Origin of the sequence: Streptomyces sp. GQFP (assembly GCF_021545335.1) — a bacterium.
In the GTDB taxonomy this organism is placed as follows: domain Bacteria; phylum Actinomycetota; class Actinomycetes; order Streptomycetales; family Streptomycetaceae; genus Streptomyces.
Genome location: NZ_CP089312.1, coordinates 1,041,642 through 1,058,248, shown reverse-complemented (window position 1 = coordinate 1,058,248; position 16,607 = coordinate 1,041,642). Strand labels below are relative to the sequence as shown.

At 69.9% G+C, this 16,607-nt stretch carries 12 protein-coding genes; 6 read left to right on the top strand and 6 right to left on the bottom strand.

What is annotated here, in order from left to right; all coding sequences use genetic code 11:
* Nucleotides 1–29 precede the first annotated feature (29 nt).
* The 6 genes from LUX31_RS04775 (at nucleotide 30) to LUX31_RS04750 (ending at nucleotide 9,049) form a co-directional block, all read left to right on the top strand.
* Nucleotides 30–1,313: an ABC transporter substrate-binding protein gene (locus LUX31_RS04775; RefSeq protein WP_235473334.1), complete on the top strand. Its 1,284-nt coding sequence runs from the start codon at nucleotides 30–32 to the stop codon at nucleotides 1,311–1,313.
* 13 nt (nucleotides 1,314–1,326) lie between these two features.
* The gene (locus LUX31_RS04770) at nucleotides 1,327–2,973 is read left to right on the top strand and encodes a glycoside hydrolase family 43 protein (RefSeq protein ID WP_235473332.1); all 1,647 of its coding nucleotides are present in this window, start codon (nucleotides 1,327–1,329) and stop codon (nucleotides 2,971–2,973) included.
* The gene (locus LUX31_RS04765) at nucleotides 2,970–3,137 is read left to right on the top strand and encodes a hypothetical protein (RefSeq protein ID WP_235473331.1); all 168 of its coding nucleotides are present in this window, start codon (nucleotides 2,970–2,972) and stop codon (nucleotides 3,135–3,137) included. The genes LUX31_RS04770 and LUX31_RS04765 overlap by 4 nt, the downstream gene beginning before the upstream one ends.
* A gap of 5 nt (nucleotides 3,138–3,142) precedes the next feature.
* Nucleotides 3,143–4,186 carry a LacI family DNA-binding transcriptional regulator gene (locus LUX31_RS04760; protein WP_235473329.1) on the top strand — a complete coding sequence of 348 codons (1,044 nt, stop codon included), beginning with the start codon at nucleotides 3,143–3,145 and terminating at the stop codon, nucleotides 4,184–4,186.
* Between the two features lie 110 nt (nucleotides 4,187–4,296).
* Entirely contained in the window at nucleotides 4,297–7,671 is a 3,375-nt protein-coding gene (locus LUX31_RS04755; protein WP_235473327.1) for a Tat pathway signal sequence domain protein, read from the top strand.
* Between the two features lie 202 nt (nucleotides 7,672–7,873).
* The gene (locus LUX31_RS04750) at nucleotides 7,874–9,049 is read left to right on the top strand and encodes an alginate lyase family protein (protein WP_235473326.1); all 1,176 of its coding nucleotides are present in this window, start codon (nucleotides 7,874–7,876) and stop codon (nucleotides 9,047–9,049) included.
* Nucleotides 9,050–9,403: 354 nt separating this feature from the next.
* Here LUX31_RS04750 and LUX31_RS04745 read toward each other — a convergent pair whose 3' ends face one another.
* The 6 genes from LUX31_RS04745 to LUX31_RS04720 all read right to left on the bottom strand — a co-directional run bounded on the left by LUX31_RS04745 (nucleotide 9,404) and on the right by LUX31_RS04720 (nucleotide 16,604).
* Nucleotides 9,404–10,021, bottom strand: coding sequence for a GTP-binding protein (locus LUX31_RS04745; protein ID WP_235473324.1), 618 nt, complete (start codon nucleotides 10,019–10,021; stop codon nucleotides 9,404–9,406).
* Nucleotides 10,002–10,376: a DUF742 domain-containing protein gene (locus tag LUX31_RS04740; RefSeq protein WP_235473322.1), complete on the bottom strand. Its 375-nt coding sequence runs from the start codon at nucleotides 10,374–10,376 to the stop codon at nucleotides 10,002–10,004. Before LUX31_RS04740 ends, LUX31_RS04745 begins: the two co-directional genes overlap by 20 nt.
* Complete coding sequence (locus tag LUX31_RS04735) at nucleotides 10,373–10,816, bottom strand: roadblock/LC7 domain-containing protein (RefSeq protein WP_235473321.1); 444 nt, start codon at nucleotides 10,814–10,816, stop codon at nucleotides 10,373–10,375. The genes LUX31_RS04740 and LUX31_RS04735 overlap by 4 nt, the downstream gene beginning before the upstream one ends.
* On the bottom strand, nucleotides 10,813–13,221 hold the full coding sequence (locus LUX31_RS04730; protein WP_235473319.1) for a sensor histidine kinase: 2,409 nt from the start codon (nucleotides 13,219–13,221) through the stop codon (nucleotides 10,813–10,815). The genes LUX31_RS04735 and LUX31_RS04730 overlap by 4 nt, the downstream gene beginning before the upstream one ends.
* A 634-nt stretch (nucleotides 13,222–13,855) precedes the next feature.
* Nucleotides 13,856–14,908, bottom strand: a complete 1,053-nt coding sequence (locus LUX31_RS04725) for a porin PorA family protein (protein ID WP_235473317.1) — start codon at nucleotides 14,906–14,908, stop codon at nucleotides 13,856–13,858.
* Nucleotides 14,909–15,305: 397 nt separating this feature from the next.
* On the bottom strand, nucleotides 15,306–16,604 hold the full coding sequence (locus LUX31_RS04720) for a TetR family transcriptional regulator (RefSeq protein ID WP_235473316.1): 1,299 nt from the start codon (nucleotides 16,602–16,604) through the stop codon (nucleotides 15,306–15,308).
* Nucleotides 16,605–16,607: the final 3 nt, after the last annotated feature.

Below are 16,607 nucleotides of genomic sequence, written 5' to 3'. Positions count from 1 at the left end.
GGGGCCCTCTTACTCAACGAGGAGTAGTCGTGAACAAGGCAAGATCCCTCTCGGCCGCCGCAGTCCTGGCCCTGCTGCCCGCAACGGCCCTGACGGCCTGCGGTGGCGGCACCGCCACCACCAGCGCCTCCGCCGACGAGGGCACGGTCACCATGGTGACCGACACGAAGGCCGACGTGGAGCCCCTGATCAAGGCGTTCGAGAAGAAGTACCCCAAGATCAAGGTGAAGCTCTCCGTGCCCGCGGCCGGCGCCATCATGACCCAGGTCCGCACCCAGCTCACGGCCGGCACCGCGCCCGACGTCATCCGTGTCTGGCCGGCCGGCGGCAACCCGCTGAGCATCCAGGAACTGACCGAGCAGAACCTGCTCAAGGACGTGTCGTCCGACTCCTGGACGAAGGACCTCGACGACGCCTCCCGGACCGCGATGTCCGTCGACGGCAAGGTGTACGGGGCCCCGGTCACCGTCACCGGCATCGGCGCCCTCTACAACAAGCAGGCCCTCGCGGACCTCGGCGCCTCGGAGCCGACGACCTTCAGCGAGGTGCTCGATCTGTGCGCCAAGGCCAAGGCGAAGGACAAGTCGGCGTTCTCCATAGGCGCCAAGGAGTCCTGGACCACACAGATGGTCACGTACGCCCTCACCTCCACCCTGGTCTACGGCCCCGACCCCGACTTCTCCGCCAAGCAGGCCAAGGGCGAGGTGACCTTCGCCGACTCGGACTGGAAGCAGGGCCTCACCGAGTTCGGGCAGATGGTGAAGAAGGGCTGCTTCCAGGAGAGCCCCAACGGCACGAGCTACGACGAGTCGATCAACCGGGTCGCCAAGGGGGACTCGGTGGCCGTGATCATCGCCACCAACGCCGAGGCCGCCCTGAAGCAGAAGGCATCGGCCGGCACCGAGTTCGGCCTCTTCTCGCTGCCCGCCACGGACAACGCCGCCGACACCTACGCGGTGGGCGGCATCGGCTCGGCGTACGCCATCAACGCCAAGGCCAAGAACCCGGGTCTCGCCCAGAAGCTTCTCGACTTCATCGCCTCCCCCGAGGGCATCGCCCTGGTCGCCACCCAGACCGGCAGCGGCCCGGCGCTCCCGGCCGCGAGCAGCTACCAGGCCACGGACGTCCTGAAGCCGATCCTCGCCGCCCAGAAGGCCGGCCGGCTCACCGTCGCCCCCGACCAGGCGTGGCCCGACGCCACCGTCCAGGCCGTACACCTGACCGCGCTCCAGGAGATGCTCGGCGGTCAGCTGGACGCCGACGGCGCCCTGGAGAAGCTCGACGACGCCTACGCCAAGGCCAACGAGAAGTAGGACGAACGGCATCATGACCGCCACGGCCAGCGGCGGCCGGTTCCGCTCCCCCGGACCGGCCGCCGCCCTCCCCGCAACCCTGAGCAACCCCGTGCTGCGCGGCTTCGAGCCCGATCCGTCGATCCTGCGCGTGGGCGACGACTACTACATCGCCACCTCGACCTTCGAGTGGTACCCCGGCGTCCGCATCCACCACTCCCGCGACCTCGTCAACTGGCGCTGCCTGGGCGGCGTTCTCGACGACAAGCGCCTCCTCGACCTCCAGGGCGTGCCCGACTCCGGAGGCATCTGGGCCCCCGGACTGTCGTACGCCGACGGACTGTTCCACCTCGTCTTCACGGTCGTCGACACCTACGGCGAGGGGTGGAAGGACCTCCCCAACCACCTGACCACCGCGCCCTCGATCGAGGGCCCCTGGTCGGACCCGGTGCCCCTGCACGCCCGCGGGTTCGACACCTCGTTCTTCACCGACGAGGACGGCTCCAGCTGGCTGCTGAACATGCGCTTCGACTGGCGGCCCGGCCACGAGTCCTTCGCCGGCATCCAGCTGCAGCGCTACGACCGGGCAGCGCGCCGGGTGGCGGGGGAGCCCCGCACCATCTTCCGGGCCAAGGACGCCTGGGTCACCGAAGGCCCGCACCTCTACCGCAAGGACGGCTGGTACTACCTCGTCACCGCCGAGGGCGGCACCGGCTACGACCACCAGACCACCGTCGCCCGCTCCCGCGCCATCGAGGGACCGTACGAGACCGACCCGGCGGGTCCGATGCTGACGTCCCGTCACGACCCGGCACTGGTGCTGCAGAAGGCGGGCCACTGTTCCCTGGTGGAGACCCCGGAAGGTCAGTGGTACGCCGCGCACATCGTCGCCCGCCCCTACACGGAACGAGGACGCTGTGTCCTGGGCCGGGAGACCGCCCTCCAGCCCGTCGAGTGGAGCGAGGACGGCTGGCCGCGCATCGCCGGCGGCATCCCGGCGGTGGAGATCCCCGTCCCCGCACTGCACCCGGCCCCGGTCCCCGAGCCCGCCGCGACCGACCTGTTCGAGGCACCGCGTCTCGGCCCCGAGTGGTCCACACTGCGTCGTCCGGCCACCCCGGACTGGGTCACCCCCGCCCCCGGACGGCTGCGCGTCCTCGGCGGACAGTCCCCGGGCAGCCGCCGGGCCCCCAGCCTGGTCGCCCGCCGGGTCACCGATCCGACGTGCGTCTTCGAGACCCGGATGACCTTCGAGCCCCGCACCAGCGACCATCTCGCGGGTCTCACGGCGTACTACAACACCCGGAACTGGCACTACCTCCACCTGACCGCGGACGACGACGGCACCGCGGTGCTGCGGCTCCTCAGCTGCGAGGCGGCCAGGCTCACCGCGCACGAACCGGCGATCACCGTCGGGGACGCCGACTCGGTGGTGCTGCGTGCCGAGTTCGACGGGCCCGTGCTGCGCTTCTCGTACGAGATCGGCGGCCGGCCGCGGCAGTTCCCGGTCGAACTCGACGCCACCACCCTGTCCGACGAGGCCGCCGACGAGTTCCACGACGGCATGATGCGCACCCTCGGCTTCACCGGCGCGATGCTCGGCCTGTGGGTCCACGACCTCGACGGCGCCGGCGTGCACGCCGACTTCGCCTACGCCACCTACCGGGACGGCCGCCCATGACCGCCCTCGACCTGTTCCGTACGGACCTCGGCCGTGTCCGCAAAGTCCCTCCCGCCCGGCGGCGACTTTGCGGACACGACCCAGGCCCGCCCGAGGCCATGACGCTCTCCGACGCCGGCACCGACCTCGCCGAGTCGCTGTGCCGCCAGGCCCGGGAGGGGTGAGGGCCATGTCACGTACGTCCTCGTCGTCACCGACCCTTGCCGAGATCGCCCGGCTGGCGGGTGTCTCGGTTCCCACCGCCTCCCGTGTGGTCAACGGCAGGCAGAACGTCGCCCCCGACACCCGGCTGCGGGTGGAGGAGGTGATGCGTCGGGCCGGCTACGAGCGACGCCCCCGCCCGGACCGGACGGGCCTGGCCCCGCTCATCGACGTGGTCGTGCCCGGTCTCGGAGGGGGCTGGTCCGCCGAGGTGTTGCGAGGCGCGGAACTCGCGGCGGCCGAGGCGGGTTTCGGAGTGGTCGTCACCTCCAACGGAACAGATCGGTCAGCGGGTGACGGGACTCCAGGACAAGCGAAGCGGACGCTCGACCGCCTCCATGCGCACGGCACCGCCGCGGCCCTGTTCGCCCTCACCGAGCTGCCCCCCACCCGGCATCTCTGGCTGACCGTGCACCGGATCCCGTACGTCGTGGTGGATCCCGGCACCGAACCGCCGCCCGGTGTGCCGACCGTGACCGCTGACAACCTCGGCGGCGGCCGTCGTGCCACGGAGCACCTCCTGGACCTGGGGCACCGGCGGATCGCCGTGCTCGCCGGTCACCGGCGCACGCCGTCCAGCGCCGCGCGCGTCGACGGCTACCGACAGGCACTGCGGGCCGCCGGCCTGCGGCACAGGCCGGAGTTCATCCGCTACGCCCGCTTCGACGCGGCACTGGCCGAGCGTCTGACCGGGGAACTGCTCGCGCTGCCCGAACCGCCCACCGCCCTCTTCGCCTGCTCGGACGAGATGGCGGCAGCCGCCATCCGCGCGGCGACGCTGCGAGGGCTCAGCGTGCCCGGCGACCTCAGCGTGGTCGGGTTCGACGACCTCCCCGAGGCCCGGCGCCTCCTGCCGCAGCTCACCACCGTCCGGCAGCCGATCGCTGACATGGCCGCCGACGGCATCGGGTTACTCGCACGTGCCATGAGCGGGGAGCCGGGCGAATCCCTGCGCGCCGAACACCCGACCCACCTGGTGGTGCGGGGCAGCACGGCGTCACCGCGCACCTGAGCGCACGTCATTCACTCCTGGAACCTCTCGACTTCCCCGGCGAGCCGGCGACTCCTCGTCGCCGCCGGACTCGACCAGCCGCACTTCCCGACCAGCAAGGAGGCTCGCCCATGCGAGCGATCAGCCGCCGTGACATCCTGCGCGGAACCGGAGCCGTCGCCGGCGCCGCCGCGATCAACGCCCAGTGGTGGATACCCGCCGAGGCCTCGGCAGCGGGCCAGGCCAAGGCGTCGGCGTCCGTCCTGGACACGGTCGTCTTCGGCAACGCCGCCTCCGAGACCGCGCACAGTCTCAGCTCCGAGCTCTCCGACATCATCGCGGGCGAACTCGGCCAGTCGGCACGGGTGTTGAACCCGAAGGAGACCGCCGAGTGGTGGGGCGGCACCACCGCGTTCACCCTCAAGGTCGACCCGAAGGCCGCCAACTACGTCTCCGTCAAGTTCTGGGGCGGCGACTACGCCGAGACCGCCGACGAGGCCTGGCGGCTCCAGCTCTTCCTGGACGGCAAGGCCCTGGGCTGGTTCGACCAGTGCGTGGTGGACAACATCGACATGATCGACGTCGCGCCCAGGCTGCCCGGCCGGTTCTTCTGCCACACCCTTCCGCTGCCGCTCAGCGCCACACAGGGCAAGAAGACCCTGGAGATCGAGATCCGAGCCATGGGCCGGATCTGGCCCTACGGCCAGGCGAACAACTTCTACTACCCGATGACCAAGCCCTCGCGCGGTCTGTACCGGGCCTACACCCACACCGCACCGCACTTCACGCCCGCCGGCAACGACGAGTTCGGCAGCGTGGACGCACCGACGACCCGCACCAGCACCGACGACGAGCTGATCGCCAAGGTCAGGGCGCGGGTCCTCAAGGACCAGAACAACCTGGTCTACGGCGCCACCGCGAACGGCATGGACGCGTGGGCGTACGAGACCCTGCTGCGCGGCTACTACTGGCCGGACTCCCCGGCCTACCAGAACGCCGACGTGCTGGAGAAGGTCTGCCAGGCCATCGACAGCCGCTATCTGGCATGGAAGAAGGACAGCAAGGTCCTCACCGACTCAGACCAGCAGTGGGAGGGCTTCGGCCGGGTGGGCCTGGCCCTGTTCACGGCCTGGGACGACATCCAGGACGCCCTGGACGGCAACGTCACCTCCGGCCCGACCTCGCTGAACAACCTCGGCTTCGAAGGCGGCGACGACACCCCGTACGGCTGGGTCACCCCCGGCTGGGCCGACGACGGCACCTTCACCCGCGACACGGACGTCACCCACGGCGGCAGCGCCTCGCTGAAGGTCGTCTCCGCAGGCAGCAACATGCTGGTGTCGCCCAGCGGCAAGGCCAGCACCGGCCTGGGGGACTTCACGTACTCGGCCTGGGTGAGGACCGCCGGCTCCAGCGCCCACATCGAGGCGCACTTCTGGGACGACAGCAGCACCTACGTCGGCAAGTCGAGCAGCACCTACGTCGCGTCCGGCTCGTCCGCCACCTCGGACTGGCAGCAGCTCACCAACACCTTCAGCGTCCCGGCCGGGGCGACGAAGTACGAGTTCTGGATGGTCGTCACCAACGGGGAGACGGCGTACTTCGACGACGTCGTGATCAGCTCACCCGATCCCTCCGTCACCAGCGCGCCCCTGGCCAACCTCGGCTTCGAGGCGGGCTCCGCCACCCCCACCGGCTGGACCGTCCCCGGCTGGGCGAACGGCGGCTCGTACAGCCGTGACACCGACGTCTCCCGGACCGGATCCGCCTCGCTCAAGATGGCCTCCTCCGGCGGTACCCTCCTGGTCTCGCCCAGCGCCAAGGCGGTGACCGCCGCGGGCGACCTCACCTTCTCGGTGTGGGCGAAGACCGACGGCACGGTCACCACGCCGCGCGTCAGCGTGCAGTTCTGGGACGACAACCTCAACTTCGTCAGCGGATCGGCCGAGATCCGGGTCGCGGCCGGCACCACGGACTGGCAGCAGCTCACCAAGACCGTCACCGTGCCGTCGGGCGCCACGAAGTACGAGTTCTGGATGGTCACCAGCGGCGGCGCCACCGTCCACTTCGACGACATCGAGATCACCGCGCCCCAGCCGGACGCCGCCGACCCCGTCCCGCGCCGGACCGCGTACAAGGACATGCTGGTCTCCAGCCGCGAGTACTGGCGCCAGCACCAGCGCCACTACACCAACCAGGCCATGTTCACCGCGCTCGGCATCTACGAGTGCAACCGCGGCCTGAAGCTGCTCTCCCCGGACGACGCCTGGGACGAGGACAAGGCCATGCGCTGGGTGTACGAGTGCGTCGGCCTGGTGCCCTGGCGCGGCGCCGAGGCCGAGGACGGCACCGCGAGCTGGCCGCTGGGCAAGGACTACCTCGTCGTCACGCCCAAGGGCCTGTCCCGCGAACTGGGTTACGTCGCCGACTACGGCGAGACCTCCGGGATGCTCGCCCGCATCTACGAGTCGGTCACCGACGGCAAGGGCGGCTACGAGGACACCAAGCTCAGGAACCGCATGATCGAGATGGCCAAGGCCCGCGGCTGGTTCCGCTACCAGGCCGAGGACGCCGACGGCAACAAGGCCTTCCGGATCGAGACCCAGATCGGCTGGCGCAACGAGCCCTTCCCCGGCGACATCGTCTACACCGAGCGCACCGCCTGGGACGACACCCCCATCTCGGCCACCGCCGTCTTCGCCGACCCCGACCTGCTGGGCTGGAGCCAGCAGATGATCGCCGACGGCCAGTTCGCGCCGCAGCTCGAACTGCTGGTGAGCACCAGCCTCTACAACCGGGTCGGTCTGAGCGCCTTCAAGTTCATCGCCACGCACCTGCCCGCCTTCAAGAAGCAAGCCGCCTCCAGCAGCCGTATGCCGGCGGGCTGGGACCGGCCCGACTTCGTCTTCACGGACGAGGTCAACGCCTGTGTCGCCGTCAAGCACGGTGAGGAGATCCTCTACTCCTCGCTCTACTGGCGGGCCCGCCAGGGCGTCAACGACCTGGCCCGCGTCCACCTGATCACCCCGCAGTCGGAGCGCTCGGCCACCGTCCGCGAGACCTCCGTCTTCGACAAGGCGAACGCCGACACCTTCACCGTCCAGGACTGGGTCTGCTGGGACTTCGCCATCAACGACTCCGGCAGCGCCTCGTCCGTCCCGGCGGGCGGCTGGACGTACACGGGCCCCACTCTGCACCAGGCCATGGCGGGGGAGACCTTCCACCTGGCGCCCGTCGCCGACGACGTCGACCCGGGCCTCGGCACCACCACGCTCGGCGTCGAGAAGGTCCTCGTCGGCAAGGCCCCCTTCTATCTGCTGGAGTACGCCGGCTACCTCGTCGCCATGAACACCACCACCGACCAGACCATCACCCACCGCCTCCCCGGCACCGGCTCCGCCGTCAATCTCAGAACCGGCCGCCCCGTCGCCCTGGGCCGCGACATCAAGGTGCCGCCGCTCACCACCGTCGTGCTGTACGCCGCGCATCGCCGCGACTGCTCCTGACCGATGCCTCACCGCAGGCCGCCGAGGATCTCGGCGGCCTCGGCGGCATGTCCGCGGGGGCGCTGCGGGGTCCAGGCGGGATCCAGCGCTGAAAAGTTTCCTCTTCGGTCCGCGGTGATGTGGACGGGGTTAACTGCTGGCAAAAATACGGAGCGTTGGACTCCGTGCGACCCGCACCCGTACCCGCAGAAACGGAATCGCCATGAACGACGGACTCACCGCCGACTCCGGACAAGGCCCCGCACGACGGAAGTTCCTCAAGCTCACCGTCATCGGCGCCGGCATGGCCGCGCTGCCCGCCACCGCGCTGGCCACGGCGGGCCCGGCGAGCGCGATCACCTCCCCGCTGACGGCGTTCACGCATCCGGGGATCCTGCACAACGGCACCGATCTGGCCCGGATCAAGAGCAAGGTCGCTGCCGGAGCCGCGCCCTGGCTGGCCGGGTACAACCAGCTCGCGGCGAGCGGTTACTCGTCGTCGTCGTATGCGATGGCCGGTCCCTACGCGACGGTGCAGCGTGGCACGGCGGGCTACAGCGGCAACGACGCGCTGTGGACCGACGCCAACGCCGCCTACCAGAACGCCCTGATGTGGTACATCACCGGCACCACGGCCCACGCCACCAAGGCCCTGCAGATCATCAAGGCCTGGTCCTCCACCCTCACCCTGATCACCGGCACCGAGGCGAAGCTGGCCGCGGGCATCTACGGGGCCAAGCTGGCCGCCGCCTGCGAGATCATGCGCTACACCGCGCCCTCCGGGAGCTGGACCTCCTCCCAGATCGCCCAGACCGTCGCGATGTTCGAGGACGTCTTCGTCCCCGTCATCGAGGGCTACGACGACAGCGGCTGGGGCGTGATGTGCGTACGCGGCATGTTCCAGATCGGCGTCTTCTGCGACAACCTCACCGTGTTCAACTCCGCGTACAACGCCTTCTACACCAACAGCTGCTGCTCGCTCGGACGCATGATCAACACCGTGGGGCAGTGCACCGAGAGCGGCCGCGACCAGCAGCACACCCAGAACATCCTCGGGGCCCTGGCGGAGATCTGCGAGACCGGCTGGATCCAGGGCCTGGACCTGTACGGGGCCGCCGACAGCCGACTGCTGTCCGGCTTCGAGTACACCGCCAGCTACAACCTCGGCAACACCGTCGCCTACACGCCCTGGGGCGGCTGCCAGGTCACCTACAACACCATCTCCAGCAGCTACCGGGGCGAGTTCCGGCCGATCTACGAGATGGTCTACAACCACTACGTCAAGCGGCTCGGCGGCTGGGCCGGCTACACCTCCCAGGTCGCCGCCAACCTCCGCCCCGAGGGCGCCGCCTTCCAGGGCGACCACCCGGGCTTCGGCACACTCCTCTACACCCGCTGACCTCTCGCCCCCGGCGCGCTCTCATGCCCGGCGCCCGGGGGCGGTCGGCCGGGCGGGTTCGATCGATCCGCGGCTCGCGCCGGCTGGAGGCGGCGGCCCAGGATCACCACGGCATACAGGGACGACGAGCCGCAGCGGTTCAGGGACGGGGTCCGGCCGAAGGGTGCCCCACCCGGTGACGGCGTGGCGGGTGGCGGAGGAACTCGGCTGGGGGAGGGGGCCCGGACGCGGCACACCCCGAGGGCGGTATCGGGGAGTGCGCACTCCGGCGCCGCGGCCGGGCCGCCGTGGGGGCAGTGCTCCCGATCACCGCGGCGCCCCGGAACCGCCGGCACGGACCGGTCAGGACGGCGGCTACACCGTCTGGTGATCCGTCGAGGCCTCGGCCTCCAGTCCCCGCATGACGTGTTCGAGCAGCGAGACCAGCACGGACTTGACCGACTCCCGGTCGCGGGCGTCGCACAGCACCAGAGGCACGCTGGGGGACAGGTCGAGCGCGGCGCGGATCTCGTCCGGGTCCTCCTCGCACCGGCCGTCGAAGCAGTTGACGCCCACCGCGAAGGGGATGCCGCGGAGCTCGAAGAAATCGACGGACGCGAAGCACTGGTCGAGTCGCCGGGTGTCGGCCAGCACGACCGCGCCCAGGGCGCCGCGGGACAGGTCGTCCCACATGAACCAGAAGCGGTCCTGCCCCGGCGCACCGAAGAGGTAGAGGACGAGCGCGGAGCTGACGGTGATCCGGCCGAAGTCCATGGCGACCGTCGTCGTGGACTTCTGCTCGATGCCGACCATGTCGTCCACACCGACGCTGGCCTCGGTGATGAGTTCCTCGGTACGCAGCGGCGCGGTCTCGCTGACCGCGCCGACCAGGGTGGTCTTGCCGACTCCGAACCCGCCGGCTATCAGGATCTTGGCCGAAGCCGCGTTGCGGGCAAGTGTGGTCTCGCCGGTGTCAGAGTCTACGAATGCCATCGATCACTGCCTGAAGAAAACGGGCGTCGGGGGTGCCGGCCGCGGAGGGGGAGGAGACGGAGATGAGCTCGTGGTCCAACAGATCCCCGAGCAGCACCCGCACCACGGCGATGGGCAGGTCGAGCCGGGCGGCGATCTCCACCAGGGCCGTGGGGGCACGGCACAGCGCGAGCATCTGCTGCTGCTCGGGTTGCAGCCGATCGGCGCGGGTCGGCGGTCGGATGGTGCTGACCAGCGAGATCAGTTCGATGTCGGTGTGGATCGGCGGGGTCCGACCGCCGGTCAGTGTGTAGGGGCGGATGAGCGGACCTGTGCTCTCGTCCGACCAGGGGTCTTCCTGCGACCAGTGCCTCATCCATGCTCACCACCGGCTGCTGGGCCGGGGATCCGGTACTCGGGGAAGCGCGGAGCGGCGCTGAGGTACTGACCGACCTGCCGGACGAGCATCGCCATCTCGTAGGCGACGGTGCCCACGTCCACCGCCGCGGTGGCGAGTACGGCGAGGCGGGCGCCGCCGCCCGCGGTGGTGACGAACAGGAAGAGATCGTCCATCTCGATGACGGTCTGCTGCACCCGGCCCCCGCCGAAGTGCCGACTGGTGCCCTGGGCCAGGGACTGGAGGCCCGAGGCGATGGCCGCGAGCTGCTCGGCGTCCTCGCGGGCCAGCCCCTCGGAGGCGCCGACGAGCAGACCGTCCTCGGACAGCACGATCGTGTGCCGGGTCTCCGGGATCCGCGTGATCAGGCCGTCCAGGAGCCAGGCCAGCCCGTTCTGCGTCGTGTTGGTCGCTGTCATGGGGTATTCCTTGTCGGACGTGGGCGGGTGAGCAGCGGGCGTTGTTCGTCGGGAGGCGTGGCGGACCAGTCGTGATGGGGGACCTCTGCTTCGGCCCGGGCCCGCTGGGTGCCGTCCCGGAGAGCGGCGAGCATCGAGCGCGCGTGCTCCGGCCGACGCTCGTCGGCGTTCTGCCCGGTGTCGTGGCCGTGCTGCGGGTCGGCGTACTTCTCCAGGAGCTGTGGCGCGAGGTGGGTCTGCCGAACCCGGCGCGGGAGGCGGCCGGTGACGGGGCTGCGGGGGCCCGACGAGGAGGGTGCGGGTGCCGGGGCCTGGGCCGTCGGGGCAGGGGCGGGAACAGGGGCAGGGGCGGCGTGCGGCACCGTACGCACGCGCTTCGGCATCCCGCTGGGTGTCACCCCGGCCGGCGGGGAGCTTTCCACGGGGGCCAGGTGGCGGTCGGCCCGGCTGTCCAACGGCATCGGCGCGGGGCGGACGACCGGCTCGGTGAGAGCCTGCGGGAGTACGACGACGGCCATCGATCCGCCGTACGACGAGGGGCGCAGGGTGACGGTGAAGCCGTGACGCTGCGCGAGGTGGCTGACGGTGAACAAGCCCAGGCGGGGGTCGTCGCCCAGCGTGCTGAAGCTGAAGTCCGGCGGATTGTGCAGGAGATCGTTGGCCGTCGCGTACTCCTGCTCCGACAGTCCGAGGCCCCGGTCCTCCACTTCGACCGCGATGCCCTGCGCCACCGGCAGCGCCCGCACCCGTACCTCCGTGTGCGGCGGGGAGAAGGCCACGCCGTTCTCGATCAGCTCGGCCATGAGATGGATCGTGTCGCCGACCGCGGGTCCGGTCACCGCGATCGGCGGCATCGGTTCGACCACCACCCGGGCGTAGCCCTCGATCTCGGACACCGCGCTGCGCAGTACGTCCTCAAGGGGTACCGCCTGCTTCCACCGGCGCCGGGGTATCGCACCGGACAGGACGGTCAGGCTCTCCGCGTTGCGTCGCATCCGGGTCGCGAGATGGTCGACGGTGTAGAGGTCGGCGAGGAGTTCGGGGTCCTGCTCCCTGCGTTCCATGCCGTCGATCACCGTGAGCTGGCGGTGCACCAGGACCTGCGTGCGGCGGGACATGTTGAGGAACACCAGCCGCGTGCCCTCGCGCATTTCGGCCTGCTCCAGCGCGACGGCCACGGCGGTGCGCTGGGCGGCGTTGAAGGCGTCGGCGACCTTTCCCAGCTCGTCGGACCCGTAGTCGAGTTCGGGCAGTTCGTCGAGGTCGGCCCGGCTGCCCTCGGTGCGCAGCCTGGTGACGAGCTCGGGCAGCCGGTCCCGGGCCAGCTCCAGCGTCTCCCTGCGCAGGCTGGACATGCGGCCGATGAGCGACCTCGTGATACGGAGGGACATCACCGCGATCGCGAGCACCGCGGCCAGCGCGAGGCTGCTGCCCAGCAGCACCCTGTCGAGCAGCGTGTCGTCGTTGGCCTCGCCCTGCTTCTGGATGTCCGCCAGGTACTGGAACTGCACGCCCTGCACCGCCGTGGCCGCGCGGGCCGGGGCGGCCACGGCGGCAGCCGGGACACGGGAGACCGTGATGGTGCCGTCGTCCGCCTTGGACGAGACGGGGATGGCCGCCTCGAAGGCGGTCAGGGCCGCCCAGTCCGGGCCGGCGAAGATCTTCTTCAGCGCGGCCTGATGGTTCGCGGGCAGGTACGGCATCACCTGATTGGTGAAGGTGTAGTCGCGTACCGCCGTCGCGGCCGTCAGGTCGGCCCGCTCCTTGGTGCTCAGTCGTTCGGATGCCGCGACTCCGGCGAGGACCGCGCCCTCCTGTGTCAGCGCCTCCAATCCGCGGATGAACACCAGGGCACGGTAGGCCTGGGTGGCGACGTCGCCGTCGTTGCTGCTCATGATGCCGAACAGGTTCAGCATGGAGAGCACGGTGGTCGAGTAGTCGGCGTAAGCCTGCTGCCGGGTTTTCTTCCCGTCGTCGATCGCGGTCCGTTCGGCGGTCAGTCCGGCGAGTCGCTCGCGCACGTCCGCGAGCTTGGCCAGGAACTCCGCGGATCCGCTTTTGCCGATGTCATCGGCCTTGCGGAAGGTGGCGAGCGCGGCGTCGGTCCGGCGCCGCTGGGTGTCGAGAGCGGAACGGCTCCCGTCCGACGCCAGCTCGGCGACCGTCTGCTGACGCTCCTTCTGGAGCTCGGCCATGACGGGCATCAGGGCGAACGCGGTCTTCGACGTCTCGGCGGCATTGTCGGCCGACCGCCACTGGTTGAGCAGTACGGCGGAGCCGCTGGCCCACAGCACGACCAGGGCCAGCGCGGGGACCAGCGCGAGCGCGATCAGCGAGCCCCGGATGCTGCGGCCGCGGGTCCTTCCCGGAGCTCTGCCTGAGGACTTGCCCCGGCGCCCGCTCACCGCACCCCCCTGCGTTCGATGGCACAGCGAAGAACGGGAGCTGCGGCTGAGGGCTGGAGCACCAGCGGATTCCTTTCCAGGGCGGCGCGTCGAGCGTCTGACGAACCGGCTGGGCACGCGAACACATGCCAGCAGGGGCTAGCCGGTGGTCGAAAGCACGGCGGGTACGCCGGACACCTGTGGAATCGCGGTGGGCGACTGTGCCCGCCGCGCGGTTGGGTTGGTATGTAACCGAGCATGAGGACGGGGGTCAACCCATCCGGGATGTGCACCGAACGCCCTTTTGTGGTTTGAGAGTTGCTATGCCTGTTATGGGTTGGGCGTTGCTACGCACGCAGACCGTTCGACTACAACTGGTGTCCGTCGCCCCTGTCGGTGACGTTTCGGCTGAGCACGGGGGTGGACGGGGCTGCGACGCAGGTCCGCCGGTGTTGCGAAATCACCAGCGGGCGATGGGGGCAAGCCGTCGGACCTAAACACATGTGTGAGATGTATAACAAGGCGAGCGGGAGGCTTTTTGCGTACTCCCACGGGCCGACTGGGCCTGGTACGGGGTGGTTGTACCCTGCCCGTCCGGCGTCACCGGCGCCGGACGAGCAGCTTGGTGTGCCGGGTTCCCCGAAGGCTGCCCCGCTCAGGCGACGAGTTTCCCAGTCGCGGCGTCGGTGTCAGATATCGCGGAGGTGGCCCATTGCGGCCTGCGCCTGCGCAGGTACGCGATCAGGATGAGTGCGGCCGCGATGACGAGCAGGACGAGCGGCGCGATGTCGGTCATGAGAGTCAGAAGCAGGCCGGCCGATGCCGCTTGGTCACCGAGATCGTTCACGCTCGCAGGGGTGATCTTGAAGTTGAAGGCGGACACCGGCAGCAGACTGGTCCGGCTCCCCTCAAGTACGGTGTTGGCGATGACCTGTTGGTCGATCGTCTGGTCGATGGCGATGCCGGTCTGCTGGTCGACGTAGGCCAGGATCGTCGTCTTCCCGGTGTAGGCGAGCGGCACCGGATCCGGCAGAGCGGCAACCGCGGCGGGCGTGAACTTGGCCCGGGTGGCCTCAGGCAGGCTGGCGCCCAGACCGCCGACGAGCTTCTTCGGGAGGGCCGCCGGCAGTGTCTTGAGCATCGAGGGATCCTTGACCGGGCCGGCGGCCGTGATCTTGTACACGTTCACCGCACGTCCTTCCCGTGTCGCACTATCCGTGTACTGGACGGGCACGACGGCGCGGGTGGTCGAATCGTAGAACGTGCAGGAGTCGTCCCTCTTGCCGTCGGCCGGGAAGGCGGAGCTCAGGGCGCCCTTTGACGGCTCCACGCTTGTCCCGGACGGTGGTGTCGAACCCCTCATGTCCTTCCGGTCGATGGCGTAAGTATGGGTGCTGAGCAGATCCTGACTCCCGGCGTGAACTGTCAGAACGTCCTTCATGACCGCCGTGTCGCCGTGTGTCGAGGTGACCCGCAGTCGCCGGTCGACGGTGATGGGGACGTTCGAGTCGATGGCGTGCGCGGTATCTCCTGACTGCAGGGCCTCGCTGTTGAGCATCGTGGCCCTGCCGGAATAGCGCACGGTCTCGTCGGTGTCGCCGGGCAGTTTCGTGGCGATCGGAACGACGACGTAACGGACCAGCACCGCCAGGGCAGCCAGGACGAGACCCACGGATGCGAGCACGATGGACGAGCGGCGAATGGACACGATGTCCTCCTCCTCGGGGGCAGTTGTGAGCCGACGTCGTGACATGGCTGTCAGAAGTCCGGCGGTACGGAGTATGGAGTACGGAGTGCAAATCGGGAATGGCGTGCGCAGGATCGGCAGTCGGTCATTCGGTGCGCAACGCGGCGGGCGCGGGCCCCGCCGGGCCGGTGCCCTTGCGCAGGCCGCCTCCGGAACAGGCCGGCCTCTGGACAGGCCAGTGCACGGCGTGCGGCGGATCGCCAAGAACCTCACGGCCTGTGCCCGTTGCCACCGGCTTGCCGTCCTTGCGGACGGACGGGGCAGGGAGGTGCCGCGGAATCAGCAGGTCCAAGCGATGGTGAAAGGGGCTCGCCTGGCTGACCGGCCGGGCGGGAGAGGTCGCGGGCGTGGGAACGGCTCAGCGTTCGCGGGTGCCCAGGATGAGACCGTCGAACACGAGCGTGGTGAACTGGCTCACCAGGTCCTGCGGGCTCAGCCTGCCGTCGGGTCGGTACCACTCGACCGCCCAGTTGAGCGCCCCGATCAGCATCATGACCGTCACCGACGGGTCGAGATCGTCACGGATGTCTCCGGCCGCCACCGCGTCCTGGAACGACTGGCGCCAGTAATCGACATAGGCCCGCTGGTGGGTGACCACCTGCTCGCGCACGTCCTCCGGAACCTGCCCCAGGATGCGCATCAGCGCTGACGTGTAGGCGCCGCTCTGCAGCACCGAGAGCAGATGGGCCGCGATGGCCGTGGTGAGGCGCTGCAGCGGTGCCGCGTCGGCGGGCAGCGCGTTCACGCTTTCCCTGACGAGGTCGTTCGTCCGTTTCCAGGCGGCCAGGAGCAGGTGGACGACCAGGTCCTCGCGCGAGTCGAAGTGGTAGTACATGCTGCCGGTCTTGATGCCCGCCGCCTCCGCGACGTCGACCAGACGGGTCCCCGCGTAGCCCTTCTCCCGGAACACGGCCGCGGCCGCGTCCAGGATCCGCTGGGCGCTGCCGGCCAGGTCCGTGGTGGCGGTGAGCCCGGCGCAGGCGGCTCGGCCCGCTTCGACGGCGGCCAGTTCGGTGTCGACCGACCGGTGGCCGCGCACCTTGTCCGTGGCGACGCCCTCCGTGAACACCACCACGCACTGTCGCTCGAACTGCTCGGCGGAGAGTCCTGGCTGGCCGGGGCGGAACCAGTCGGGCGACGAGTTCATCGCACCCAGCAGGAACATGCGCACGACCGAGCCGTCCAGGTCCGACCGGATCTCTCCGGCGGACTCGGCACTGTCGACGAGACTGCGCCAGAACAGCCCGTACTCGCGCTGCTCGTGCAGCCGCCGTTTGCGGATCTCGTCAGGGACCTGGCCCAGGATCCGGATGGTGGCGGCGGTGTAGTCGCCGATTTCGAGGATCGTGGCCAGATGGGCCTCGATCGCCTCATGCAGCCGGTCGAGATGTGTGGCGTCCTCCGGCAGGGCGGCCACACGTCGGCGTACGTAGCCGCTCGTGCGTTCCTGCCCGACCCGGAGGACCTCTTCGACCAGGTCCTCGCGGGAGCTGAAGTGGTAGTACATGCTGCCGGCCTGTGTCTTCGCGACCTTGGCGACGTCCGACAGCCGGGTCCCCACGTACCCGTTCATCCGGAAGACGAAGGCTGCCGCGTCCAGGATGCGGGCCCTGGTGGCGGTCCCCTTCTTTCCTGGCCGGTTACGTGCCTCGCTCACGCG

Coding starts and splice junctions, on each gene's coding strand:
- LUX31_RS04765 (WP_235473331.1), top strand. CDS start 2,970: ATGACCGCCCTCGACCTGTTCCGTACGGACCTCGGCCGTGTCCGCAAA.
- LUX31_RS04750 (WP_235473326.1), top strand. CDS start 7,874: ATGAACGACGGACTCACCGCCGACTCCGGACAAGGCCCCGCACGACGG.
- LUX31_RS04760 (WP_235473329.1), top strand. CDS start 3,143: ATGTCACGTACGTCCTCGTCGTCACCGACCCTTGCCGAGATCGCCCGG.
- LUX31_RS04745 (WP_235473324.1), bottom strand. CDS start 10,021: ATGGCATTCGTAGACTCTGACACCGGCGAGACCACACTTGCCCGCAAC.
- LUX31_RS04755 (WP_235473327.1), top strand. CDS start 4,297: ATGCGAGCGATCAGCCGCCGTGACATCCTGCGCGGAACCGGAGCCGTC.
- LUX31_RS04770 (WP_235473332.1), top strand. CDS start 1,327: ATGACCGCCACGGCCAGCGGCGGCCGGTTCCGCTCCCCCGGACCGGCC.
- LUX31_RS04735 (WP_235473321.1), bottom strand. CDS start 10,816: ATGACAGCGACCAACACGACGCAGAACGGGCTGGCCTGGCTCCTGGAC.
- LUX31_RS04740 (WP_235473322.1), bottom strand. CDS start 10,376: ATGAGGCACTGGTCGCAGGAAGACCCCTGGTCGGACGAGAGCACAGGT.